Source organism: Shewanella olleyana (assembly GCF_023283825.1).
GTDB classification, from domain to species: Bacteria; Pseudomonadota; Gammaproteobacteria; order Enterobacterales; family Shewanellaceae; genus Shewanella; species Shewanella olleyana.
The window spans coordinates 68026-91380 of sequence record NZ_JAKILD010000012.1; the positions used below are offsets into that span (position 1 = coordinate 68026).

23 protein-coding genes are annotated in these 23355 nt (G+C 37.4%); 15 read left to right on the forward strand and 8 right to left on the reverse strand.

Going from position 1 to position 23355, the window contains the following annotated elements:
• Window positions 1–118: 118 nt before the first annotated feature.
• The 8 genes from L2735_RS10320 (at window position 119) to L2735_RS10355 (ending at window position 6919) form a co-directional block, all read left to right on the forward strand.
• Entirely contained in the window at window positions 119–691 is a 573-nt protein-coding gene (locus L2735_RS10320) for a nuclear transport factor 2 family protein (RefSeq protein WP_248984627.1), read from the forward strand.
• Complete coding sequence (locus tag L2735_RS10325) at window positions 688–1482, forward strand: SDR family NAD(P)-dependent oxidoreductase (protein WP_248984628.1); 795 nt, start codon at window positions 688–690, stop codon at window positions 1480–1482. The genes L2735_RS10320 and L2735_RS10325 overlap by 4 nt, the downstream gene beginning before the upstream one ends.
• 171 nt (window positions 1483–1653) lie before the next feature.
• Window positions 1654–2922, forward strand: a complete 1269-nt coding sequence (locus tag L2735_RS10330) for an NAD(P)/FAD-dependent oxidoreductase (protein WP_248984629.1) — start codon at window positions 1654–1656, stop codon at window positions 2920–2922.
• A 10-nt stretch (window positions 2923–2932) separates the two neighbouring features.
• Complete coding sequence (locus L2735_RS10335; RefSeq protein WP_248984630.1) at window positions 2933–3763, forward strand: DUF1365 domain-containing protein; 831 nt, start codon at window positions 2933–2935, stop codon at window positions 3761–3763.
• A 112-nt stretch (window positions 3764–3875) separates the two neighbouring features.
• Complete coding sequence (locus L2735_RS10340) at window positions 3876–5147, forward strand: SAM-dependent methyltransferase (protein ID WP_248984631.1); 1272 nt, start codon at window positions 3876–3878, stop codon at window positions 5145–5147.
• Between the two features lie 3 nt (window positions 5148–5150).
• Window positions 5151–5675: a DUF2878 domain-containing protein gene (locus L2735_RS10345; RefSeq protein ID WP_248984632.1), complete on the forward strand. Its 525-nt coding sequence runs from the start codon at window positions 5151–5153 to the stop codon at window positions 5673–5675.
• A 24-nt stretch (window positions 5676–5699) separates the two neighbouring features.
• The gene (locus tag L2735_RS10350) at window positions 5700–6374 is read left to right on the forward strand and encodes a chalcone isomerase family protein (RefSeq protein ID WP_248984633.1); all 675 of its coding nucleotides are present in this window, start codon (window positions 5700–5702) and stop codon (window positions 6372–6374) included.
• Window positions 6374–6919 (forward strand): DUF3833 domain-containing protein, encoded by a 546-nt coding sequence (locus L2735_RS10355; protein WP_248984634.1) that lies wholly within the window; start codon window positions 6374–6376, stop codon window positions 6917–6919. Before L2735_RS10350 ends, L2735_RS10355 begins: the two co-directional genes overlap by 1 nt.
• 153 nt (window positions 6920–7072) lie before the next feature.
• On the opposite strand, the gene L2735_RS10360 is transcribed toward L2735_RS10355, so the two are convergent.
• Window positions 7073–7417: a DUF3634 family protein gene (locus L2735_RS10360; RefSeq protein WP_153913625.1), complete on the reverse strand. Its 345-nt coding sequence runs from the start codon at window positions 7415–7417 to the stop codon at window positions 7073–7075.
• A 306-nt stretch (window positions 7418–7723) separates the two neighbouring features.
• On the opposite strand from L2735_RS10360, the gene L2735_RS10365 reads away from it, so the two are divergent.
• The 3 genes from L2735_RS10365 to L2735_RS10375 all read left to right on the forward strand — a co-directional run bounded on the left by L2735_RS10365 (window position 7724) and on the right by L2735_RS10375 (window position 11419).
• Window positions 7724–9172, forward strand: coding sequence for an NAD-dependent succinate-semialdehyde dehydrogenase (locus tag L2735_RS10365; protein WP_248984697.1), 1449 nt, complete (start codon window positions 7724–7726; stop codon window positions 9170–9172).
• Between the two features lie 118 nt (window positions 9173–9290).
• Window positions 9291–10022: a DUF599 domain-containing protein gene (locus L2735_RS10370; RefSeq protein ID WP_248984635.1), complete on the forward strand. Its 732-nt coding sequence runs from the start codon at window positions 9291–9293 to the stop codon at window positions 10020–10022.
• A gap of 206 nt (window positions 10023–10228) precedes the next feature.
• Window positions 10229–11419, forward strand: a complete 1191-nt coding sequence (locus tag L2735_RS10375) for a site-specific integrase (protein WP_248984636.1) — start codon at window positions 10229–10231, stop codon at window positions 11417–11419.
• Window positions 11420–11539: 120 nt separating this feature from the next.
• On the opposite strand, the gene L2735_RS10380 is transcribed toward L2735_RS10375, so the two are convergent.
• Entirely contained in the window at window positions 11540–13441 is a 1902-nt protein-coding gene (locus L2735_RS10380) for a winged helix-turn-helix domain-containing protein (RefSeq protein WP_248984637.1), read from the reverse strand.
• 272 nt (window positions 13442–13713) lie between these two features.
• Between L2735_RS10380 and L2735_RS10385 the strand changes: the two genes are divergently transcribed.
• The 3 genes from L2735_RS10385 (at window position 13714) to L2735_RS10395 (ending at window position 15433) form a co-directional block, all read left to right on the forward strand.
• Window positions 13714–14379, forward strand: coding sequence for a hypothetical protein (locus L2735_RS10385; protein ID WP_248984638.1), 666 nt, complete (start codon window positions 13714–13716; stop codon window positions 14377–14379).
• Between the two features lie 191 nt (window positions 14380–14570).
• The gene (locus tag L2735_RS20100; RefSeq protein ID WP_346348133.1) at window positions 14571–15032 is read left to right on the forward strand and encodes a DUF4282 domain-containing protein; all 462 of its coding nucleotides are present in this window, start codon (window positions 14571–14573) and stop codon (window positions 15030–15032) included.
• A 194-nt stretch (window positions 15033–15226) separates the two neighbouring features.
• Window positions 15227–15433, forward strand: a complete 207-nt coding sequence (locus L2735_RS10395; protein WP_248984639.1) for a hypothetical protein — start codon at window positions 15227–15229, stop codon at window positions 15431–15433.
• Between the two features lie 748 nt (window positions 15434–16181).
• On the opposite strand, the gene L2735_RS10400 is transcribed toward L2735_RS10395, so the two are convergent.
• On the reverse strand, window positions 16182–16826 hold the full coding sequence (locus L2735_RS10400; protein WP_248984640.1) for a GIY-YIG nuclease family protein: 645 nt from the start codon (window positions 16824–16826) through the stop codon (window positions 16182–16184).
• Window positions 16827–17747: 921 nt separating this feature from the next.
• Window positions 17748–17963: a hypothetical protein gene (locus L2735_RS10405; RefSeq protein WP_248984641.1), complete on the reverse strand. Its 216-nt coding sequence runs from the start codon at window positions 17961–17963 to the stop codon at window positions 17748–17750.
• 797 nt (window positions 17964–18760) lie between these two features.
• Between L2735_RS10405 and L2735_RS10410 the strand changes: the two genes are divergently transcribed.
• Window positions 18761–19657: a hypothetical protein gene (locus L2735_RS10410; RefSeq protein ID WP_248984642.1), complete on the forward strand. Its 897-nt coding sequence runs from the start codon at window positions 18761–18763 to the stop codon at window positions 19655–19657.
• 714 nt (window positions 19658–20371) lie between these two features.
• On the opposite strand, the gene L2735_RS10415 is transcribed toward L2735_RS10410, so the two are convergent.
• The 4 genes from L2735_RS10415 to L2735_RS10430 all read right to left on the reverse strand — a co-directional run bounded on the left by L2735_RS10415 (window position 20372) and on the right by L2735_RS10430 (window position 23352).
• Window positions 20372–20878: a YqiA/YcfP family alpha/beta fold hydrolase gene (locus L2735_RS10415; RefSeq protein WP_248984643.1), complete on the reverse strand. Its 507-nt coding sequence runs from the start codon at window positions 20876–20878 to the stop codon at window positions 20372–20374.
• Window positions 20879–21003: 125 nt separating this feature from the next.
• Window positions 21004–21918: a metallophosphoesterase gene (locus L2735_RS10420; RefSeq protein WP_248984644.1), complete on the reverse strand. Its 915-nt coding sequence runs from the start codon at window positions 21916–21918 to the stop codon at window positions 21004–21006.
• A gap of 96 nt (window positions 21919–22014) precedes the next feature.
• Window positions 22015–22233, reverse strand: a complete 219-nt coding sequence (locus L2735_RS10425; RefSeq protein WP_248984645.1) for a hypothetical protein — start codon at window positions 22231–22233, stop codon at window positions 22015–22017.
• A gap of 96 nt (window positions 22234–22329) precedes the next feature.
• Window positions 22330–23352, reverse strand: a complete 1023-nt coding sequence (locus L2735_RS10430) for a restriction endonuclease subunit S domain-containing protein (RefSeq protein ID WP_248984646.1) — start codon at window positions 23350–23352, stop codon at window positions 22330–22332.
• Between the last annotated feature and the right edge of the window lie 3 nt (window positions 23353–23355).

Consider the following 23355-nt stretch of genomic DNA (forward strand, 5'->3'; position numbering starts at 1 on the left):
GGATTAATATCAGTAGATAACTACTCGTTTTTATTGTTAAAAATCTAAATAAGTCAGGGTTGCTAAATCACAATAAAAATAAACATGATGTTTAATGAGATGGTTCAAGGAGATTTTAATGCACAGTAGCGCTAATAACGTTAGTGAGTTACTTAAGCCCACTAAAATACAGCCCACTAAAATAAAGCCAACTAAAACAAGTCAGGCTGGTGGGCGGGTCACTGAGCAGGTAGCTGAGCCTGGAGACGAACTTGGTAATGATTTAGTTCAGCCACAAATTATTGATGACTTTATTAATATGTACCAGTCGCTTAATAAAAATTCATTGTATCTTCTTAAACAGGTTTACAGCAAGGATGTGGTTTTTCAAGATCCTCTGCATAAAGTACATGGTCTAAACGATTTAACAAACTATTTCGCTAATCTATACGAAAATGTAGACAGTATTGATTTTGATATTAAGCAGGTTAACGCCACATCTTCGCAAGCTTCTGTATTTTGGTGTATGACATACAGCCATAGCAAACTCAATGGTGGAAACCCTATCACTGTAGATGGCATGAGCCACCTTTCTTTTTCTGAAAAAATAACCGCGCATCGAGACTATTTTGATTTAGGGCAAATGCTATATGAACAATTGCCACTGTTAGGCAAAGTTATTAGCATGGTGAAAACAAAGGCATCGTCATGAATAGCTCATTGTCGGATTCACCAACTTCTCATGAGTTAACAACTAAGAGTAAAGAGGCTGTACTCATTACCGGAGCAAGCTCAGGTATTGGTCTTGCGTTAGCACTGCAGTATGTTGAACAAGGCTTTTATGTATTTGCTTGTGGTCGAAATGAACAAAAGTTAAATAGCATTAAAGGCGCGACGCCACTTGTTTTTGATATCAACGATAAAGAGCAAATTCAGCAAGCAGCATTAAAGCTTGCAACATCTCTTAAGCAAAATAACTTGAGTTTAACCATGGTGATACTTAATGCTGGCAGCTGTGAGTACATCAATGACCCAGTTCATTTTGATGGTGCGCTATTTGAGCGAGTGATTCAAACTAATGTTATTTCTATGGGATATTGCTTAGAGCATTTTTTGCCGTTAATTGGGGCTAATGGTCGGGTAGGGTTAATGAGTTCAAGCGCGACCTATTTACCTTTCCCTAAAGCTGAGGCCTACGGAGCATCAAAAGCTGCGGTTAATTATTTGGCGAGCAGCCTTCGTTTAGATTTAAAAGCCCATGGCATTGGCGTTAGCGTCATTTGCCCTGGTTTTGTGAAAACGCCACTAACTGACAAAAACGATTTTGCGATGCCGATGCAAATCTCTGCAGATAAAGCCGCATCTGAAATTATCAATGGCATGAATAAAGGCCAAAGCGAGATACATTTTCCTAAACGATTTACCTATTTACTGAAGTGCATAGCATGTTTACCCAAAGCGGTTGTTTCTCGCATGCTGACACCCAGTGCGGATAAAGCTTGATGGCTAATGCGATTCATCATGAACGATGATTAAGCATTGGTTATCAACTACAACTGTTTAGTAGAGCAGTAAAGACATTCAAATTGTTTAAAGCGATTTAACACCGTACTTTTAAGAATAATTAAAACAACAATTAAAATAATAACTAAACGAAAAGCCTGAAGGATTAATATGAAAAAAATTGCCGTAGTTGGTTCGGGTATCTCAGGGTTGACCTGTGCACATTTACTCAGTGAATTGCACCAAGTCACAGTGTTTGAAGCAAATGATTATATTGGTGGTCATACTGCAACCATTGATGTTGAAGTTGAAGGAAAGCCATATGCCATCGACAGTGGTTTTATTGTCTTTAACGATAGAACTTACCCAAGATTTCAAAAGTTGATGAGTCGCTTAAATGTTAAGTCATTGCCAACAGAGATGAGCTTTAGCGTTCAAAATACTCGCACAGGACTTGAGTATAACGGCCACACTTTATGGAGCATGTTTGCCCAGCGCCGTAATTTATTAAAGCCAGACTTTTACCGTTTTTTAGCTGAAATAGTAAAGTTTAACAACCAATGTAAAGCTATTTACGAGTCAGAAGACTATCAAATAAACAGTTTGGGTGAGTTTTTAGATTCCCAAGGATTTTCTGATTTTTTCAGCGAGCATTATATTTTGCCAATGGGCGCGGCTATTTGGTCTGCCAGCATTAATGATATGCGCGCTTTCTCATTACGTTTCTTCATTCGTTTTTTCCATCATCATGGTTTGCTTAATATCAGTGACCGCCCTCAATGGTATGTACTTCAAGGTGGCTCTCGCAGCTATATTCCTGCACTAATCGCACCGTTTAAAGAGCGATTATTTTTAAATTCTGGGGTGACATCCATTGAGCGTAAAGAGGATGGAGTAAACATCAGAGTCAACAATGGTGAAGTGCAGTATTTTGATGAAGTGATATTGGCATGTCATAGCGATCAAGCATTAGCGATGTTAGAAGATGCTTCAGAAGATGAGCAAGAAGTATTAGGTGCCATGGCTTATCAAAACAATGAAGTGGTACTGCATACTGATGTGAACCTTTTACCGAAACGCCGAGCGGCGTGGGCGAGTTGGAATTATCGCTTAGATGGTAAAGATGCTGAAGATATTGCCAGTAAGCCTGCTAGCGTGACCTACAATATGAATATTCTGCAGCAGTTACCTAAAGATGCGCCTACTTTTTGCGTCACCTTAAATCAAACTGAGTCCATTGATAGCAGTAAAATTTTACGTAAGTTTAATTACGCCCACCCGGTATTTAATGATGCGAGTATGAATGCGCAAAAAGAGCGAAGCCGTATTTGCGGCGTTCGTCATACCCATTTTGCTGGTGCTTATTGGTACAACGGTTTTCATGAAGATGGGGTACGTAGTGGCCTAGATGTGTGTAATAACTTTGGTATAAGTCTTTGAGTACCAACTTATGAAGACAAAAACTATCCAAGATGATTTTAATAGTGGTGTATATCAAGGTGAGGTGAGTCATCGACGTTTTACACCTAAAAATCATAGTTTTGCTTATGAAATGGCGCTATTGGCAATCGACTTAGATGAAGTCACAGCATTAAATAAAGTGAGTCGGTTTTTCGGTACAGCTAAATGGTCAATGTTAAAATTTAACCCTGATGATTATTTAACCTGTTTGGCTGAGCAATTTTCTGATGCAAGGTTAACAGAGAAAGACTTAAATCTTATGAGTGTTTCTGTCAGTGATGAAACCTCACCAGAGCAGGCGCTTAAGCAGCGGGTGTTGTGGACGATTAAACAGCTTGGAGCATCACAAGAGTGCCAAAGCGTTATTTTTGCAGGCCAAGTTCGTCATTTCGGTTTTTACTTTAGTCCCGTTAACTTCTATTTTTGTTATCAAGATGACAAGCCCATTTATATGTTGGCTGAAGTCAGTAACACCCCATGGGATCAGCGCCATTGTTATTTGGTCAACCTAGAGCAAACCCAAACCACAGATAAAGTCTTTCACGTTTCGCCATTTATGAATTTAGATATGCATTATCAATGGCAAGTTGTCGCCCCAAGTAAGCGGCTAAATGTCACGATTCAAAATAGAGATGATGCGAACAACAAATTATTTGATGCAAGCCTTCAGCTCAAAAGAAGGCAATTTAACGCTAATAACATTCGTAAAATGTTAGTCGGGTTTCCTGTCATGACACTAAAAATTATGTGGGGGATTTACTGGCAAGCATTGAAATTATTTGTCAAAAAAATCCCCTTTATTGCGCACCCTCAGTCTTGATTAAACGGCTTAATTAACGATCTGAGTGAGATTATTTAAACCAAAAGTAAATTTGTTACGTACTGAAAGATATCATTATTAAATTGCGACAAAGTAGGAAGCGGAGAGATATATGGAAAATACAGCGATTAATGCGAATGTAGTGCAAGCAACGATTTCAGACAGCTTTGCAAAGAAAATATTATTACGCGCGTTAAAGCACCTCTCTGGCGGCTATTTAACTATTGTAAATTCTGACAACCAAGCAACTGCGGAGCAAAGTTTAAGTTTCGGAGATTTTGAATCTGACTTACATGCAAGTATTCAGGTGTCACACCCAAGCTTTTATAAACAAATTATCTGGGGTGGCTCAATTGGGGCAGGCGAAGCTTACATTCAAGGTCACTGGTCTAGTCCCGACCTAACCAAAGTTGTGCAGTTGTTCGCTCGTAACTTAGCACTACTCGACAATATCGAGCGTTATTTTTCATGGTTTAGTGTTGGCATGAACCGATTAACCCATGTGTTTAACCGCAACTCAACCTCGGGTTCTAAACGTAATATTCTAGCGCATTACGATTTAGGTAACGCAATGTACGAGCAGTTTCTTGATAAAGAAATGCTCTACTCAAGTGCTTTGTACCCTCATAAAGATGCGAGTTTAGAAGAAGCTCAAATTCACAAGTTGCAAACTATTTGTGAACGCTTGGAGCTTAAATCTGGCCAGACTCTTTTAGAAGTTGGAACAGGTTGGGGAGCATTAGCCATTTATGCTGCCAAGCATTTTGATGTCAATGTGACAACCACGACTATTTCAGATGCTCAGTACGACTATGCAGTTGAAAGAGTCAATCAAGAAGGCTTGCAAGATAAGGTGACCTTGTTAAAAAGTGACTACCGATTACTTGAGGGTGAGTATGATCGAGTGGTGTCTATTGAAATGATTGAAGCCGTAGGACATGAATACTTACCAGGCTTTTTTAAGAAATTGGAAACGTTACTCAAGCCATCAGGAAAAATGTTGATTCAAGCGATTACCATTGCCGACCAACGTTATGACAGTTATCGCAAAGGTGTCGACTTTATCCAGCGTTATATCTTCCCAGGTGGTTGCTTACCTTCGGTGAGTGAAATGAATAAGCACATTGCTAAGCAAACTGACATGGTGGTGTGGTCAGTTGATGATATGGGTAAAGACTATGCACAAACGCTTTACCACTGGCATGAACGTTTTGATAAAGCGCAAGAAACGATTAAGCAACTAGGTTATGGCGATGACTTTATCAGAATGTGGAAATTCTACTTAAGCTATTGTGAAGGTGGTTTTTTAGAGCGCACCACAAGTACGGTACATTTAGTTGCCGTGCGCCCTGAGTATCGCACTACATTGGCAAGTGGATTATAAACCATGCAGTTATCCGCTCATACCAACATTATCAACGCACTGGCTTTTCAGGTGATTTGGTGGGCGGGAGTACTTGCGGGTAACCAGCTTATTGTTATTCCCATTTTGTTAGTGGTTTGGCATTTCGTGGTCAGTAAGCAAAAGAAATTCGATTTTAAAGTTCTAGTTGTCTGCGGCGTGATAGGCATAGCACTCGATACGGTATTAACACTTTTTGGTTTGTTTGAGTTTACGGTGTTCCCGTTTTGGTTAGGGTTATTGTGGTGCTACTTTGCCATATCCCTCAACTACAGCCTTGCATTGTTTAATCGCCTTCCTATATCTATACAGGCATTACTTGGCGGTGTTTTTGGCAGTTTAAGTTATATTGGTGGCGCCAACTTACAGGCTGTTAACTTGCCTAACGGCACTGTATTTTCAGGATTGATATTGTTGATGGTGTGGTCACTCATGTTTCCATTATTACTTTGGATTGCCAAAACAATTGGTTTAAAACATTCACGAGTTGCTTTTGAAAAGCTCGTGTAACCGTTCCTACAGGAGTTAACGCTGATGAAAAGAGTAAACTTAGCGCTTGAAAAATCAGTGCAAGCTTCTTTATCAAATCTTGTTATATCAGAGCCTGTTTTATCAAACTCTGTTTTTAGAACACCATTAATTCAAATGTCATTTTTATTTTTGATGCTAGTTTTGGTATCAGCTTTAGTTTCAAAAAAGGCCCTTGCTGACCAACTTGAAAGTACACCAGGATCTGAGCTGAAATATTCGACTCAATCCCATCAGCAATCACTGTCACCATTACAAATGGTCGGTGAGGCCGACATGAACTTACTATGGTTTTCAATATATAGCGCTAAGTTAATGTCTGTAGACGGTGATTATCAACACAATCAATTCCCACTTAAGCTTGAAATCCAATACCACAGAGATATCGAAGCTGAAGATCTTGTCGAAGCAACGGTAGACCAGTGGCAACATATCGGGATTGCGGAGCAAGATATACCTAGGTTACAGCAACAAATAGAGCAAGCTTGGCCAGATGTTAAAGAAGGCGATAAGTTGAGCTTTATGATGCACAACCATGATTTAGGTCAGTTTTATTTCAATGACAAACCCTTGCCATTAATTGAAGAGGCAGGATTTTCGAAAGCATTTTTAGGTATATGGCTATCAGAGAAAACCAGTAGACCTAAATTACGTAAGCAGTTAATAGGAGCGGATAAATAATGTCTTCGATTAAACACCTTTCAAAGTATTGCCTATTGCTGGTCAGTTTATTGTTTTTAATGTCATGTTCTTCTGCTTCCATTGAGGACTATGACAAAACCACTCCAGTACTTAACTTGCAAACCTTTTTTGATGGCGAGTTAACCGCCTCTGGCATAGTACAAGATCACTCTGGTACGGTGACCCGTAAATTTACAGTGACCATGGAAGCCAGTTGGGAAGGTAATAAAGGGGTTATTAACGAATGGTTTATTTATGATGATGGTGAAAAACAAACTCGTATTTGGCAAATCACTGACTTAGGGAATGGTCAATATCAAGGTACTGCGAATGACATCTTGGGAATTGCTGAGGGCGAAGCTAGAGGCAGTGCATTACGCTGGGCTTATGATATGAACCTAGTCGTGGATGATTCAGAATACGAGGTTCACTTTGATGATTGGATGTTCTTAGTGGATGAAAATACCATTATTAATAAAAGCGATATTATCAAATTTGGTATAACCGTGGCTGAAGTGACATTAGTAATCCAAAAAGTGAAATAACCTTAATCATTGTAAAATCGAGCTTAGCTTGGTTACTCAAAATGTGATTAATCAGAAAGTGACAGTCATGATTTTTACAGCAAAGCGGCATTGATATATCAATGCCGCTTTTGTTTTTGAAGTGCGTTTAAATTTAGTTATATAAGGCTGGAGTTAACCTTTTAGCTTTGAATTATCAGGTTGTTTTTTATCATAATATTCAAAGGGAAACACGTTTCTAATCCGTTGAGAAATTTTATCATCAACATTGGCTGAAATATGCAGTCGCACACCATTGAGCTTTTCTGCCCTCACCGTGCATGTGAGTTTTTCATGTTTGGCAATCGACTTACATTCTCTTGAAAAACGTTCAGGAATTTTACCTGAGTGTTTATTGAGTTTTCCGTCTTTAAAATGCATCTCAAAAACTTTTAAACCTCGAGCGCCTGAAAAGATGAGCTTGTAGGCAATAACGAAAAAAACTAAAACAAAGAATACTTTAAACCCCGTTTCGAGCATGCTTAATTCCTTCTATATGACAATATCTATAATATTTAAGATACTCCGCTAATTGAGGAATGCAATTTTATTTGTAGCTTTATAATCAAGCTCACATTTGTAATGGAGTCTAGGACTTGTTGAACTTTCAAGGTTATTTTTACTGGAAGTTTTTTAGATTTAACTAACCGTATTTATCCTCGTTATCCAGAGAGAACTTCGCTAATATTGAATGCGTTATCTAAGGCTTTAAAGCCTTAAGTTGAGTTAGTTTAAATATCATCAATTCGCCATTTGCTATTTGCTATTTACTATGGGGCCGTCATGCTGAAACTTCGAGATCCAAGCTTATTTCGCCAACAGGCATATATCAACGGTCTGTGGCATCACGCTAATTCCGGCAATGTTGAAAACATCGTTAATCCAGCTAGTAACCAAATATTAGGCACAGTCCCTGTCATGACGGCAGAAGAGGCAAACTTTGCGATTACTGCGGCTGAAAATGCCTTAACACAATGGCGAGTCAAAACGGCCAAAGAGCGTCAGCAAATATTATTAACTTGGCATCAGTTAATGATTGATAACCGCGATGACTTAGCGTTAATCATGACCTTAGAGCAAGGTAAACCTTTAGCAGAATCGAAAGCGGAAGTCGGTTATGCGGCATCATTTATTGAATGGTTTGCTGAAGAAGCTAAACGGGTTTACGGTGAAACTATTCCTGGTCACCAAGCAGATAAACGTATCACTGTGATCAAGCAGGCCATAGGTGTTACTGCTGCTATTACGCCATGGAATTTCCCATTAGCGATGATAACCCGTAAAGCAGCTCCAGCGCTTGCAGCTGGATGTACTATGGTAGTTAAGCCCGCGCCTGATACGCCCTTTAGTGCGTTAGCACTTGCAGAGCTTGCCCATAGAGCCGGAGTGCCAGCAGGGGTGTTTAATGTCATCACTGGTGATGCTAAAGCAATTGGCAATGAGCTATGTAGCAACAAAATTGTTAGAAAGCTTTCTTTTACAGGGTCAACACCGGTTGGCATTAAGTTGATGGCGCAATGTGCCCCGACAGTTAAGAAGTTATCGTTAGAGCTTGGTGGAAATGCGCCTTTTATTGTATTTAATGATGCAGATATTGATGCCGCAGTGCAGGGAGCTATTCAAGCTAAATTTAGAAATGCTGGCCAAACTTGTGTGTGCGCGAATCGAATTTATGTGCAATCTAAAGTGATTGAGGTTTTTACTCATAAATTTGTAGCAGCGGTAAAAGCACTAAGAGTAGGCAATGGTTTAGATAGCCAATCAGACATTGGCCCATTAATTAATAACAATGCAGTAGTAAAAGTTGAATCTCATATTCAAAATGCACTTGAATTAGGCGCAGAGCTTTTATTGGGTGGTAATAGAGTCCAAAAAGAAGGTATGTATTTTGAACCTACTGTAATCACTGGCGCAACTCAGGAAATGTTATTGGCATCAGAGGAAACCTTTGGACCACTGGCACCTATTTTTAAATTTGAATCTGTCGAACAAGTCATTCAAATGGCAAATGATACTGACTTTGGTTTAGCTGCATACTTTTATGCTCGTGATATCAGTTTAGTCTATCAAGTATCTGAAGCACTTGAGTTTGGCATGGTAGGAGTCAATACAGGCTTGATATCAACCGAGGTCGCTCCATTTGGCGGTGTGAAATCATCGGGGCTTGGCCGAGAAGGCTCAAGACATGGTTTAGATGAGTACCTTGAAATGAAATACGTTTGTTTGGCGGTTTAGCGTTTAAATATCAGTTTAGCTTTACTTAATCGTTTAGTTTTAAATTAGTGATTAGGTATTTATGCAACGGCTAATGTGTTGCATAATTAAACACATCTTAAATAGACCATTGAGTATTATGCTTTTTTCCCTACTAGATATTTTAGCGTTAATTTGTTTTTTTATGTGCTGGATGGGATACACCTTCTTTGCACGTACAAAAGCTAAAACAACTGATTGCATAGCGCGTTGTCTTCATCAACACCGGATCCATTGGATGACCGAGGTGATGAAGAAAGAAATCCGTGTTGGGGAAGCATCATTACTGGCAAACTTAGAGCGCAATATTGCTTTTTTTGCATCAACTACGCTACTGGTTTTAGCGGGTGTGCTAACGCTTTTTGCTCAAGTCGAAAGGCTTGAAGATGTGATTACATCAATTCCTTTTGCTGCAGAGCCTAATCATGCATTAGTGCAGGTGAAGCTTGCGTTACTTGCGGGTATTTTTGTATTGGCATTCTTTCAATTTACTTGGTCTATGCGCCAGTATGGCTTTTTAAATGTCATGATTGGCGCTGCGCCATATGATCCTAATGGCTCTAATACCGATTTAGCCGCCTATTCCCGTCAAATGGCCACTGTGGGGGATCAAGCCGCTCATTCCTACAATTACGGTTTAAGATCGTATTACTTCTCTATGGCCGCTCTGTGTTGGTTTTGGAACCCTATCTTATTGATCATCGCAAGTTTGCTGGTGGTCTATACCTTATATAGACGAGAGTTTAAGTCACGTGCAGTTAAAGCAATTACCGCAGCGCAAACTCATCTAGAGATTGCTAAATCAATAAGAGAACGTGAATCCAGTAATTAATTTAAAATTCGGAATTATAGACATGAAAAAGCCGCTTAAATTTCTTTAAGCGGCTTATCAAAATTGGTGGCCCCTCCCAGACTATAAAAGGGCAATGTTTAACAGTTTTACTGGGTTTGCGGCATACAGAAACCTTGTCTTTACTGGTTCTGTGCCACCCCGTTCCACTTTTATTAACTTTAGAAATAGTGGAACAAAGGTGGAACATGTCTGAAATTTCAATGCTATTTACCGATATTAATATCGAGAATCTTTCATATAAAAAATCACTTCAAACATATGTCGATAAAAGGTGCGCGCACCTAAAACTAATCGTTCGCCCTTCGGGTAAAAAGAGCTATTATTTTCGAGCAAAGCACAAAGGGAAAGATATAAAGCGAAAGCTTGGTGAAGCGAATCAACTGACTGTGAGCATGGCGAGAGTTTTAGCTGATAATATCCTTTCTGAATTAAAAGAGCCTCTTTTAATCTTTGAAGCTGAATCTCAAAAAGACCCTTTAAAATATGTCACCGTTAATGACATATTCCAGTTGTACAATGAAAATGAACTTTGTTATCGAAAAACAATTGCTGGTAGGGCCCATGCTCTTGAAGTTGCCTATCGTAATCATGTTAAGCCACTAATAGGCTCACATTACGTTAATGAACTAAGTAAAAAGTTTGCACGTTCTTTTTTTAAAGATTTAGAGGTAAAAGGGTACTGCGCTCATAACAAAGCGTTAAGTGGCCTCAGGGCAGCATTTAATTACGTTATCGACTATGAAGAACAACTAAAAATTCAATTTAATCCATTTAACCGAATTCAAAAAATGCCTAGTGTCAGCCGTAATCGATATCTAACTCATGAGGAAGCTGGGCGTTTATTTAAGGCGCTTAAAGAAGTTTCTAATCAAGATGTTGCCGATATTTATCGCTTAGCGCTTTTCACCGGAGCAAGGCTCTCGAACGTAAAGCAAATGGAGTGGGGGGATTTAAATTTGAGTTTAGGGACTTGGTTAATTCCTTCTACCCGTACTAAAACTAGCCAGCATTACGAAATTCCTCTTCACAATATGGCGATGGATATTATATTGAACCGTCAGAAAACATCCTATGAAACTCGATTTGTATTTCCAGCAGGTCCAAAGTCAAAGTATGGATACATCACTGGGGGCGATTTAGTCTGGAAGCAAGCAATTAAAGCTGCAGGATTATATCATGATAACCCTAACATAAGACCTAGACCCCATGATTTAAGGCGAACCTTTGCAACTTGGCAGATTCAATCAGGGGCAGATATTAGTGTGGTTTCAAAAGCGCTGTGCCATACCTCACTAAAGCATACGATGGTATATGCTCATACGAATGTATCTCAGGTAAGGGATGCTATTGATGGTGCATTCAAAAAATTAGTGTAATTCTTGATTAAATTCGATTAGCTAATGCCAACTGATTTTGAAAGTTTATTGAACAATCAAAATCAGTTTTACTTTTAGCTCTTTATAAACAGATTCGCTTGGAAGTAAATTAATATTTTGTTATTCATCAAGTTTTATTTTGACAATTGAAGTGCGAACATCTTTTTGTCCTAAATAAAGAATATCATCTTCATAAGATATGACGCGCTTGTATAATGCACGATTTGGCAATTTTGCAATAATCTCACCAGACTCAACATCTACTATATGAGTGTGCTCTCCGACATAATGCCAATGGGCAAGCTTACCTTTATGCTCAAATAGATATTTAACTAAGATCGGTTTGGCGATCTTTTCCCGTTTCTCATTAATGATATAACCCGATAAGTTATCTACAAATAAACAACCTTGCTCGCTAGAAAAGGCTCTTACACCTTGTTCTGTGAACAATTTAAAAGAGTTGCTTTCAGCTTCAAATTGATAAATGCCTTTCTCTGCTTCTGCAATGAAACATTGGCCATTAGAAACAATTTTGATGGTTTTTATATCACTAATGCTGATTAGCTTGCCGTTTACGAGTTTATATACACCTGAGCTACCCGCTAAGTAGACTTCTCCTTTATGGAAAGCTATTTGTCTTAAGTTTAGCGTTGTATCAAAATAAGTAGAGTTAAAAACAGTACCATCTTTAAGTTGCTCTACTACATAACCACTATTAGTGATAGCTAATATTGAAAGAACCTTAGTGGTATAGGTAAAATCAATTATTGTATTTGCAAGGCTATAATTAAAATTTCCTGAATGGCTTAATATTGACTCCTGAGCTGCATTTCCTAAAGCGAAATAAAGCTCATTTTCTAACATAAGTGGATCAGAAATCTTAACGGTTTGAGGAGCAAGAACATAAGATGTATTTAACTCTTGAGAGTGGATATCATCAGTCAATGTTGTCCTTAATAGCTCATTATTATTACCCACATAAAATAAATCGTTTTCTGATACTGCAATTGAATAGGGTTTATTTCGAAATTTAAGTAAGGTTTTTCGATTATCCCCTTCAAAGTAGATAAGAGACACTTCATCTAAATTATTTTCTCTCATAGAAAACATCCCGTCACCATAACCTTTGATAAAAGCATCAATGAAACGTTTGCCATTTCCTGAATCAAAATTAGTAGTAGTGACTTTCTGTAATAATTTTTCTTCAATATCATAAGTATAGGGTTTGATTGAATCTGATGGGTTTACATTGAAAGTGATGTAAAACTTATTTTTGTTAATCCAGTCGAATGAAGGATATGCATTTTGCCTATTACATGGGATTTCATCTATCTGATATTCAAATGGTTTAGCAAAAATTTTAATTTTACATTTTGAGTCTTCCACAACATGCATTACAGTCCGTCCGCTGCTATGAATTTCTATACCTCTATACGCGCCAGGGTAATTAGCAGATAAAAGCGTCGTATTTTGACGGTTAACGGTTTTATAAAGTTTGGATGTTTTCGAGTCTCGTGTTGTAACGTACAAAGCGTCATTAAATTTGGCATAGTCGACAATATAATCGTGTGACTCAAAAACTGTTTGCTGTGACACTTTTGGAAGTAACGGAGTAGAGCTGTTGTTTGATACGGCATAGTGAATGCTAACCATGCTTAAAATCAATACCATGAAGGGAATAACAAGGATTGTGCTCGAAAGCTTTATTGGCGCTTTATTAACATTTTCTTGAAACACTTCAAAGGTCAGTTGGTAACCTTTATTTCTGATGTTTTTTATTGACTCTTTGTCTCCAAACTTCAACCGTATCGCACTAATTAGCTTACGTAATGAATTTTGAGTAACAACTCGCTCTCCCCACACGGTCTTCTCTAAAGTTTGAGCGTCTACAAAACCGTTTTCTGATGCTAAAAATAACTTTAAAGCTGCTGTCTCCTGATAGGTGAAATTGATTTTTTCTTCACCTCTGGTTGCAAAGTGAATGTCAGTAGACAGTATAAATCCATTTATTTTGTATTTCATATCTATAGAGAGCGTTGCTTTCGGTACTTGAGAATAATTATCTTTTTAGGGTAAAGGCTCTATTTTGTAGGTCAAGTGAAACTAACCTAAGTTACTAATTAAAATGTGTTTTCACACTTATTCACTATTGTTTCACGAAAAATCAACATTTTATGCTGGCCAAATAAAAGTGGATTACGGTTGAATATAGTGATGATTGTTTAAAGAAGGTTTAAGCAATCATGTGAAATTTATCTGAGTAGAAACTAATAACTAAAGGGAAATTTAGGAAAATGAAGACGTTGATCCTTATCGTAGCAGCCATAGGCCTAATAAGTGGGTGTGCTTCAACAGCAGAAAAAAAATCTACCGAACAGGCATATCTAATTATTGACGTTAAAGGAGATTCCTCAATTAGAGACTTAGTTCTTGATACTGTCGTTAGCTCTGTTGAAAAGTCGATGGATAGCCTAACGGTCAGTCGTGGTATTCCCCCTCAAGAATTGCCTGAAAAAGCAACTAGATTCAAATTAACATCTCCATTTGGAAATAGCTCATTCGGAGCTTTAATGCAATCTCAAGGCGCTATGTTAAAGCTTCCAAGTTGCCAAGACCCAATACTTACAATGAAATCTGATGATAACGAGCATGAATTGGGTGAGAGAACCTCATTTTTTGTATGCGTTGTACAGTATCAAGAAGGTTATCATGTTGATGTATACACGACTTTTGAGCAGAGAAGTGGTGGTTTATCCGTTGATGCTTTAAGTCAGTCCTTAGCTAAATCTCTTGTTGGTGATTCAAGCCAAGTTATTCCTAGAACAATGAAAGGAATTGAATCTGATCTTGCTGATGAGAATCTAGAAACTAAAATTGTAGATCAATATATTCCTAAAAAATGGAAAGGTTTATTTGTAGATGAAATCGCTGATGCTACAGGTAAGAGTACGTCACTCTAATTAGTCACAACTCTGTTAGAAATAATAAATATAGTTATCAGCTTTAATTTTATATTAAAGCTGATTTTATATAAGTCTGCTTATTGAATAATTAGTAAGTTTTTAGAGTAAATAACCATAATACTTATGATAAATTTGCTCCAAGTTTGAAGTTCACAAAAAATTAATTATAAAAGGAATTAAAGTGAATTCTGGTATTTCTATTTGAATCAATGCTAACACCCAAGATAATAACTTTTGTATATTGGATTCTGTTAATTTCTGCAGGGTTTTCTGGAGTTTCTACAATTTTTTTTGGCTATGAAGGGGTAAGTTTTTATTCACTCATGCTTGGTTTATTTATCACTGGTACTAGTGCTATAACCGCAAGGATTTTTTGTGAGTTAGTAATTGTTTTATTCAAAATGAATGAAAGTCTTCAAATAATATCAAAAAATCCAGATCTCAAACTAAAAACTCTCAGCTCGTCTTCTTATGCTGCAGGTGAGCGAAAAATGACCGTACCACCTGTGCTAAAGAAAAATAATTTAGAACAGTCTGATCAGGTTGAGTCTCCTAACTCGAATACAGAAAATTTAGAGCCTAAATCAGGTTTTACTCCTTCAAAAGAAAGGGAACCAATACCGAAGTTTAACCTTGATGCTCGCAAGTAAGTCATTAAAGTTAATTACTCCTTCTGGAGTCCCGCTGTTACTAACAGCGGGACATTTTTTTACTAATTTATTTATGGTAAGTTATTAAAATTATGAATAAAGCTGTAATTGATTAGTGTTTGATAATAGTTCAATAGATGCTAATCGGAATTCCCGCTAAACTATTATACAAAGTACAGGATGAGGAGAAAGAAATGGGGTTATTTTCAAGTGGCACAAGGGATTCACCCACGATATTTTGGGAAACACTTAAAAATAAAGGTGAAAATGGATCTAGTCAATTTACATATAGAGCTAAAGTTCCAGGCGGATGGCTCATTTCATCGGCCTCTGCTAACCACGGGATAGGGCTAACTTTTATACCTGATCCTAATCATGATTGGGATGGAAATTCTATCTAAAAATATTATTTCGTACTTGTCCCCCAAAGTTTGTTTGGTTTTAAATGACTGTTGATTACATTCTGTCGTTTTGGCGCTTAGACTTTAGCTTAGTTTGAAGTTGATTAGTTGAAGGCCAAGTATTAAATATTACCTAAAATTTCTTTTAGGGATGTGAACAACAGCATGAAGTTGCAACAGCGTCCCCGCTAGATTCAGGCAAATGTCCATGCCTGTAGTTTCAACTCCATCTTCGTTTGAACAAATATAGAAACTCACACTTCGATAAAGTGTGAGTTGACCGATAAGACAACTTAGAAAAAAAACTTTTATGAGTCTACTTCCCAATACTTTTCAGATAAGCTTTGGGGGGACTGATCGGGTTGATTTCACCGGATTCGAGGTATTTAATTATACCTTGATCAGTTTCCCGCTTTGTTTCTTGTTCAAGACCTTGTCGAAACGTTTTAGTAGATTGTGAACTTCGTGACTCTTCTTTTACCCATTCATAGCTGATACTATCAGCGAGCCTTCTTCTATGACTCCTCACACCTCTTGTACCAACTCTATTATGACCTCTTACTGTAGTATAGCGAGCTGTGTAAACCTTTTTACGACTATACCCAAGTAAGGACATAATTAAGAAATGAGCTAACCAGAGTACACCCCAACCGACTAGAACTATAAACAATAGTGACTTCATGCTATTTCTTACTCTCTAAAAACAGTTACATAGCCTAATTGGGGCATTATTGATATCTGCCAGCAACTAGAATAAAGTTACTTCACTATAATCTGTAGTTGTATATATGCCCTTTCCTTTTGCAGCATTTGAAATAGTTACAATGTCACCGACTTTAAAACCAAGTCTTTTTTCATGCGAAATCGTCACTCTATAACCATCACTAATACATTCAAAGCTAATGTGGGATTTACCAGTTTTTCGAATCACTTTACATTTGATGATTTTTCTTTCTTTGTCAGAATATCGCTCTTGCTTTGTGTAGCGGGTAACAGTTTTTGCTTCAAGTGAGATTTCGCGACCATCACCATTTAATGGCAAAAAGCCATATTTATCAGTTTTGGGAGTACCTTTTCCAGGATGAGAATTTAATGAGGGTTTATAAAAACTAATTGCAGAAGACTCGGCTTCATCAGCCTCTTCTTGATTGTTAGCAATTGCAATAACATAGTGCTGCCAACTTTTGTCATTTCGAAGAGACTTTTTGAATGTTTGATCACGTTCAGGGTGTGACTCAGATTTAGCAATTTGATTGTGTTCTTCCCATCGATTGACCATACATAGGCTCTGACCAATATACACTTGCCCCTTTCGGTTTTTATGAGCATAAATAACATGCTTAGCAATTCTAACTTTAAATGCCTTTAAATTTTTAGTTACTATGACGTACATACTTTTCTCTCAAACAAAAACGAAGTTGCTTAAGAATACTGTTTATTTTTATTTATAAAGGTTGTCTTCCTTAGAAAACAAGATACAAATCTCAATTTAAAAGTAAATTCAACAATTGATTACACCTATTCACAACAACGTATTCACCCCAAAATACATATGTGCTACACCTTCGGTCTTTTTCAAGGTAGTTGGCACACTTCACTTAAAGTTAAAGCTAAATTTTTATTAATGTATATTTTAAGTGTGCTTAAAAGTTATAGCGTAATACCTTAAAAAGGGAGGCGGATTTAAGTCTAAGTTCCCCTAAAAGCTCCATGTAAAATTGATCCTTTGACCCAAATATTACATGGTGATTTATAAGTCAAAAGCGTGGACACATATTAGGGGTTTAGTAATAGCTTTAGAAAAAAGCTAAGCGCTAAATTAGCAAGAGCATTGACTAACTTACTCACTCACAAAAACAAGCCAGCTATGCTCTAGGAAAATAGTTGATCTTAACTAGTTATTATCCCTTTCATTTTTATTTTCAAATTCTTTGTTTGCCTCGGCTTCAGCGCACTTTTTACAAATCATGAGGCAGCCAACGATTAAGACTGTTAACGGTAGTAAGAATTCCATGGAACCTCCTTTACAGGTATCAGCTTAATGAATTTAAGCTGATAGCCTGGCACATTTTGAATTTAAATAAACTTAAATAGTAAGTAGCGGCATTTTAACCAAGAATCCTCGGGGAGCCCTTTCCCCTTGTACCTTCTTTGATAAGCAAATTCTCCAATTTCGAATTTCAAAAGCAATAAGTATGAGGGTAACGTAAATAAAAGGTTATTGGTTATCCAAAACATCGTCACACAAACTATAGTCGAGATGAGTAAAATAAGTGCTGGCGTGTAACGAGCATAAAACGCCTCATTTTTTTGATTAAAAATCACTATCAAACCCCGAATCAAAATCTGAGTCGAAACTTGAACAAGAATCAAAACTATCGAAGCTTGATGAAATATCAGTATCACAAGTGCTTATTGAACTACTGCTTTCAGTGATACCGAATGGGTTACCTTTGATGTCGACACCAGAGTCTGAGATCATAGGTGTACCATCAATATTGGTAATAGGGGCGTTATTTTTAGAAGTCATAATGTGTCCTTTAATGATGAAGGTTAATTACTGTTCTAAATTTAAGTTAATGAAAAAAAGTTGAATTGCAAACTTATTTTATTGCAAGGTCAGCAATAAATATTTTCCCTTTCTTTGCTCACTTCGTCGGATACCTAGACTCTTTCAAGACTCAAAAAATCGTTTTTCAGCTTTTTTTTCTTTGCATTTATTCGATAGAATTTTGCTTTGTTTAGCAAAAATCGGCACGATTTTCTGCAATAAAACGGCCTGTGAAACAGGCTTTCAAAACGCGGATGTGAGTTATTACGAAGTAATGACGAGAAGCAGCACGCGCATGTACAGCTGGTCTGTACTAACCGAATTTTAATTTTGCCTCAGCAAAATTTAGTCTCATATTTGGCACAAATTGAGGGCTAAACCAGTGTGGTTTTCGTCAGAAAATCATAGCGATGAAAGAGGGAAATGATGTGGAACACATCCCCTCGTCATAAGCGGTGAAAATGCGGTTAGTACAGAGCGTAGCGAAATACATGCGCGTTTGATGCTGTGAAGTGCTAGAGCGTAGATCGTAAACCTGCGCCGATGACGAGTCATCAGAGCGGGTGGGCGCTTCAGAGCATATGAGAGGTTCACAAAGTGAATCACTCATCAGCCAAAGGCTGGCTTGGTAGCGATGTTCATCGCTATTTTCATCCCGAGTGGGATAACTTACTTTAACGGCATGAATATCGGTACCTTACAGATAAAAGATGAAACTTCGTCTTCTATGAAACTAGTTATGGATACCTAAAAATCAAAGCATAAAAAATATCCATATGAACGAGTATCAACAACTACAACAAACCATCAATACCGCCGTGTTTTCATCAGGGAAACAGGCCGAAAAATATCAACCTTATTTGTTCATGCCCATGAAATATATACCAGGGGAAAATAATAATCAGACGGGTAAAGCCAGACGGGAGTTGACCATCAAAATGGTTGCTAGATTTGGTGTCACTTCACCAACCCTCATCTCGGTTGTATATGGTATTAACAAGCGACAAGCTCTCGAACACCTCAACAAGCTTGTGAAAGAAAAACTACTCAGTTTAGTGATAACACATCGGTCTGTTGACGACCGTGTGTATGTCTTGGATTACGCGGGCGCAAAATATGCAGAAGAGTTGTTATCCATTGCTGTCTATTTTCGCACAAGCGACAAGCCCGCATTAAGGGTTAATCAGAACACCATCATGCACGATTTAATGATGCAATATATTCAACTGCGGGGCATTAATAATAAAGTTAAAACTGGTGAGGATAATCCGTACTGGATTTCATTAGTCACCGAGCCTGAATTTAAGCGACTCTTTAAATCAAATGACGTCAGAAACGTAGACGGTATTGTTCTAGAGTTATCGGGGAGCCTTGCTGCAATTGAACTAGAACATTCCTTTAAAACCAAAGCGGCACGACAGACCATTTTATTAAAGTGGCTTTACGGGCTTAATCATGGCTATTACGACAAGGTGATGTTGTTCTCGCAATCTTTACAGGTATTTAGCGATATTAAGCGACTGCATAACCAACTATTTGAAGAGATGGTGACTCGAGTAGATAAAAAGACCCGTAAAACACTGTTAACACCTCAAAACGTCAGGCTATTACAAACCAAAATCATATATCGAACCGTATTATGGGATGAACTAGAAAGCGTTTTTTATCAATAGATTTTAAGTGCCACAAAACGAGAAAGACACTCAGAGAGCGTCTTTCAAGGTAAAGCCAATAAGGCATTACGGAGGAGCGAGGTAGATTCAACACAATGGAAGAATCACCAGAGATTAATTTTATCCTTAAAAATAACTCCGTTTCACTGCTGCCGAGGCATCCATGATTTCCCCTGCAATAGTAAGTAAGCCTGAAGCTAGGGAAATTAAGCTAGTTATGTAGGATGAAAGCAGAAAAGCTTCAACTAATCACCTGATGACAAGTAATAAATAATAGAAAAAAGTACACACAATAGGCCAATAGCGGCCCAAATTAAACCTAGATCAATATGCTCCATGCGACCTCTTAACAATCCTTGTTAATCGTTTGAAAAGTATAGTCTGGAATGGTGGTTAAGGTAAATTGTGGAAACAGTAACTCACTTTGCCCGTGCGACGTGAAGTCGTATGAAGCGTTGTTCACCACGATAAGAGTGAACCATCTGTATCACCAGATGACTCTAAATAAAGTAGCTAATCTGACAATGTAACGAAGTCCATTGGATGGGAACAAAATCGTGAGAAGGCGTTCTTCCTGATAACCTCAAGTCGGGTCAGTGCTAGGGATATATTCATTGTCATCCCGATAGTAGAGCTGAAGTAGCATGTATTAAATTAAATTTAGCAGGAATTGACAAAGTTCACTAGAAGGTTTACTCATCGTTCAGCTTGAAGCTAATACGCTTTCTTGAAAATTTGAGACTTGATAAATTGTGCAAATAACTTTTCAACAACACCTAGCGATGAATTCAAACGGTGATCACCTGAAATTAAATGCAATGGGCAGTCGTTATCTTTAGCAAATTTAAATGAGTTATCTACAGGAATTATGTCATCAGACCAACCATGAACAATTTCGACATTTGTTATGTTTCTAAAATCATCCTCTACATAGCCTGGCATATACAAAGCTGGGGCCAATAAAAATAATGCTTTTGCATCAACTTGTTGAGATGCAACCAATGAAATGTAGCCTCCCATGCTTGAGCCTACAAGTAAGAAGTCGTCATCCGTATTCTTTAAAATATTTACTAACCGTTCTATTCTTACTTTTGAATCAAGTGTATCTGTATAATCTATACTATCAACATCGCAACCATACTCTTTGGCTATATTAGCAAGCCTTGTAATTTTGCTTCCCCAAGGTCCGCTTTCTTTTCCGTGTGAAAAAAATACTTTCATAGATGTCCTTATATTTTGCGGATAAATAAATATCTTAAAAAAGTCGACTGGACTTCTCAGACGTTATTAAACTCTTAGGTAAGGCGCGAGTTTACTTTGATATATATTGTGAAAAATCTAATCAGTTAATAAACAAAGTTTTTATTAATTAAATTTCGCTCACCACTCCAGCGGTAAGCAATCAAATCTCCGCCTTTGCCAGCACTATAATCTGTGCAAACAACCTTATCTGACTGGATAGAGGGTTTACCATTCATCCAATAATGTCCAAAAAATACCGGTTTATCATTGTCGTATAGATAAATGTCATCAATTAACGAATTGGGAATAGACTCCATATTTTCACCTGGAACAGTTAGAGCTAGGTTTCTAAAAGTAGGCGTTTCGTTCGACCACCATTTTACTCTAACTCCAGATCTGGAATTTTCGTCCTTGTCATTAAAAGTTATACCATCAGGTAGCTCTTGCTCTAAGGCTTTAACAACATTTTCAATGTATTGGTAATGATTATGGTGCTCTTGAGATGCTGTTATAAACATTTCATCTGGGATAGTCTTATCTTTGTTCAGTAAATCATTAAGTTTATTGATGGTAGGTTGATGCCAACATGCATGAACTATTCGAATATGTTCAAGTTCTAGAAATATTGGTAGAGTTTTAAACCACTTTATGACCTGTTCATGCTTTTGAGAGCCAAAGGGGAACTCTTTAAGGAATGCTTGGTGTTGTTTGTGATTTTTCTCTGAATGTTCGCGTAAATATTGATCTTGCCTATTTGGTTTTTTTGTTGCATAGCAAATTGCGTTAAATTCATGATTTCCCATGATTGCTAGAGCACTGTTAGATTCAACCATGCTTTTTACCATATGGATGGTTTTTTCCTCTTCACCACCACGATCAATGTAATCGCCTACGAAAATAGCTTTACGTGTCTCATGACAAAAAACACCATCAACCAACCTATAATTCATTTTTAGTAGGAGGTTTTCTAATTTGGTGGCGTGTCCATGTACATCGCCAATAATGTCGTAATATTGCAATTTTGCATCCAAAGTTAACTTATTTATTTTATATCTTATTATTCAGGCTTGTTATTGCATTTTGTGCATTCATTCCATATTTGTAATTTGCCATGATTATGGGAAGCTGATTAACTCAACTGATACGGTTCCTAACTCTTTATCCCCAAACAATGCTTCACTACCGTAAATATTATTTGCAGCAATAATAATCTTTAGCAAAACGTCTTCGGGTTCACAATCTTCCTCAACCATGTCTGAGGTTTGTTGACGGGCTAATTCCAAGTACTTCTCGGTTGCCTCTTCACTTAATTCTATAACTAGTTTTTGAGTCATTGTTTTCTCGACTTAAGGAAAATTCATGAATGTTTTTGTTGAAATATTTTTTTATGCAGCTGGGCAGAACGGTAAAACTTTCTACCTCATTCATTTTTAATTAGCTTTTGTGAGTTTTGTCATTATGTATTCTGTCGCCGCACTCGCACTATTAAAGCTAATGTCTTCATTCTCGATGAATAGGATGAATTTTCCATCCCCCTTTAATGTAATGAGGTTGAGTGAGTCTTGTTTATTTGGGTAGCGCCAAATGCTGACTTCAATACCATCTGAAATATCCTCTTTGCTAACGGAGAAAACTTTGCTATCTAATAATTCAATAAGTTGGTTATAGTCTTTAACTAATTGAACAGAATAACCAAAGCCCATTCTCAAAAAAGGTTCAATAGGGCGGGGTTTGCTTCCCTTTTTCTGAATATCATTAACTAACACTTGAATAGATGATGCAAGTTGGGCACATTCCCGTTTTGATTTACTCTCCCTTAAAGCTGAAGATTGAAATAGATATAAATAAGTGTCTAATTTATCAAGTTTACAGAGGGGGCAAGGAGTTCCAATCAGTAAGTGTGACACTTCAATAGTGAGTAGTTCAAACAGTTCATTTTCACCAGGTATCGAATCATTTATTGGTAATGAATACAATTTAGATAATTGATTTTTTACTTGCCTAACGATTTCGAGGTTGTGGTTATTTTTTTCAAAATTAGAAACCGACACAGGCAGCATTTGAAATAGTTGGTGATTGATATTTGAGTCCCATAAACCATTTTCTGAGACGTCTCGAATGTAGCTTCCTGATTGCTTTGTGCCATAGCTATAATCAGCAGTTTTGTCTTGGATTAAGTCGATTATTTCAGTGTGAAGCTCAATCCAATCAATATGTCTAGCTTGTTCAATTTTTGGTATCCATGCTTCAAAAGATTCAATCAACTCTAGTTGTAACTTTCGACCAGTGCTATCGGCTAAGGAACGTTGAGCCGTGAGGTGTTGATATATTGCGATATATAAAAAGATGGGGTTAATGCGATTAGAAAAGGTTGGATATTTAGAGTCATAGTTATTCCATAACTCTTCACAAAATATTTTTGCATTGCACAAAGTACCGTTGTCGCTCGTCATAGT